Genomic DNA, 2,238 nt, shown 5'->3' on the forward strand with positions numbered 1-2,238 from the left:
AACGCCCTGACAGGAAGGCTCATGAATAAGGCGGGCTAGGCGTCCGCACCGTGGTTCCTCGCTATGGCACGCGGACTGCCTTCCGTGCGCGACTTGAATGCAAAGCCTCTATCTTTCAGTGATTTCGGCCGGCCGCGCGGTGGATGCGCAGCCACCCACAAGCGGGCGAGCGACAACAGACGGCTGTCGAGCTTGGGATAGCCCTCCAAGATTTCTTCTTCACTGGCGCCGGCATCGAGCATCGCCACTATCGCGCGAACCGGAATACGGGTGCCGGCGAAAACAGGTTCACCGCCGAGGACATCCTTGTTCTGTACGATGGCCTTCCGGGCATGATCCAGATCGCGAACGCCTGCAGCGATCTCGTCCCGCGCTTCGCCTACATCCACGATAAGGAGGTTGTCGGCCTTTACGTGCCGCTCGGTGGGCCTGGCTTCTATCTCAGCAAAGAGACGCTCGCGCCGTTCACGGGTCAGAACCCCGCCGATCGAGTGCCACACCTTAAGGCGCAGCAGCGATCCTTCGGACAGCTTCCGGGTAAGCTTCTTGCGCAGCTTGGCGTCACCAGTACGCACGACAAGCACAACGCGCTTGTCGATGGCGTTGTTGACTGCCCTGACGGCGATACCGCTGACGGCTGCGGCTTCGCGCGGGGTGAAAAGGCGTTCCGTAGTGATGGTCGCCATAATGTATCTCCTCAAGGAGAATATATATCTCGCAGCGCTGCGGGCCAAGGGTGTGGCCGACATTATTGTTGTGGAGGCGTGCACTCGCTTATGCCGCATCAGCGGCGTTCCATGCATTGCCGCTCTCCCGGTGACCGCTGATGGTGGTCCGGACGCAAGCGCGAATGCGACGTCAAGCGGCAACTACGGCCCGTGAACGATAAAGGACGGTCTATCGAACCTTGGCGCTGACGAGGCCAACCGCCTAACAAAGCCAGTACGGCCGTCATCCTCGCGCCCCATGCCGGCGGTCGGCGCGCTGCAAACATTCGTCGGTGAGCTGCCCTTCGCGTCTATCTTTTGCGTCGGCACATAATCTGCAGCGGCAAACGATGTGCCTCAGTCAGGGTGCAGCGACACCGGCCGCCTTCTGCACGGCAATCACCAGCCTGCGATAGGCGTCCTGGTTGGTGGTGACGCCGGCGACTGCAATGCGGGTGGCGGGAGCATAATAGGCGACGGTGCCCCAATATCCGCTATGCCAATAGTAATCATGACCGCTGGCATGTTTGACGAAGACGCCAAGGCGGTAGCCATCGGCTCCCTTGTGTGGGCCCTGCCACAGCATCTCCTTCAAGGTCCCGGGACGATCGAACAGGCCTCCCTCGAACAGCGCTGCCATTAGTGTCGCAAGATCTTTGGCCGACATCACCAAGCCTCCCCCGCCATGGAGGTCGACACTGGCATCGAGGCCCGTGACCTCCGCGTCGCCGATGAACTGGCGCGCCCTCGCCGGCGCCCGGCGGGGTTTGTCTTCCAGTATCTCCCACCAAGTCGACCGTAGCTTCAAGCGATCGAGCCGCAGTTGGGTGCGCACCGCCTTGCCCAGGGACTGGCCCGTGATCCGCTCGATAATATCGCCAATAAGGATGTAGCCCGTGTCGGAATAGTGGAAGGCGGTGCCTGGCGGGTCCAGCGGTTTGCCCCACTTTACCGCAAGGCTAACCTGGTCCTCGCGGCTCCAGCGCTTGCCCGGCTGCGATAGCACCAATTGCAGGTACCGCTCGTCTTGGGCGTGGTCATAGATCCCGGCACTGTGACTCAGCAACTGCCGCACCGTGATCCGGGCGGTGTCATAGCCGCCGCTCCGCAGCAGCACATCAAGCCTGGGCGTCAAAAGCGGCCCGATCGCGGCGTCGAGATCGATGCGGCCCTGTTCCCACAGGCGCAAAACCGTCGCGGCGACGAACGTTTTCGTATTGCTGGCAACGCGCACTGGCGTGTCGGACGCAAGAGCCTGACTGGCCGCGGTGTCGCTATTGGCGGCTGTTGACACGGCGTAAGGCGACGCAACCCCCTTGCCCGTCACCCAAAGGGACATGGGCCTCGGGTCGGATGCGACCTCGGTCTGCAAAAGGTCTAGACGACTGGTTTGTGCAAACGCAGGCGCGACCAGCTGCATCGACAGACAAAGGGTGATCGGAATGGCCCAGAAGAGCCGCCCGATCGGGGCACTGAACATTCTTCCCTTCCTGTAGCGCGACGATCAAGGTGAGAACTACGCGACGATCAG

The 2,238-nt window shown here is 61.9% G+C and carries 2 protein-coding genes; both read right to left on the reverse strand.

The features are described 5' to 3' along the window. Window positions 1–35 precede the first annotated feature (35 nt). On the reverse strand, window positions 36–686 hold the full coding sequence (locus tag CHU93_RS00725; RefSeq protein WP_165768538.1) for a DUF433 domain-containing protein: 651 nt from the start codon (window positions 684–686) through the stop codon (window positions 36–38). Window positions 687–1,068: 382 nt separating this feature from the next. After that, window positions 1,069–2,187: a serine hydrolase domain-containing protein gene (locus CHU93_RS00730; RefSeq protein WP_207759169.1), complete on the reverse strand. Its 1,119-nt coding sequence runs from the start codon at window positions 2,185–2,187 to the stop codon at window positions 1,069–1,071. Between the last annotated feature and the right edge of the window lie 51 nt (window positions 2,188–2,238).

This window comes from Sandarakinorhabdus cyanobacteriorum, assembly GCF_002251755.1.
GTDB classification, from domain to species: Bacteria; Pseudomonadota; Alphaproteobacteria; order Sphingomonadales; family Sphingomonadaceae; genus Sandarakinorhabdus; species Sandarakinorhabdus cyanobacteriorum.

Excerpts from the sequence above, each read along its gene's own strand:
- CHU93_RS00725 (WP_165768538.1), bottom strand. The coding sequence starts at position 686 with ATGGCGACCATCACTACGGAACGCCTTTTCACCCCGCGCGAAGCCGCA.
- CHU93_RS00730 (WP_207759169.1), bottom strand. The coding sequence starts at position 2,187 with ATGTTCAGTGCCCCGATCGGGCGGCTCTTCTGGGCCATTCCGATCACC.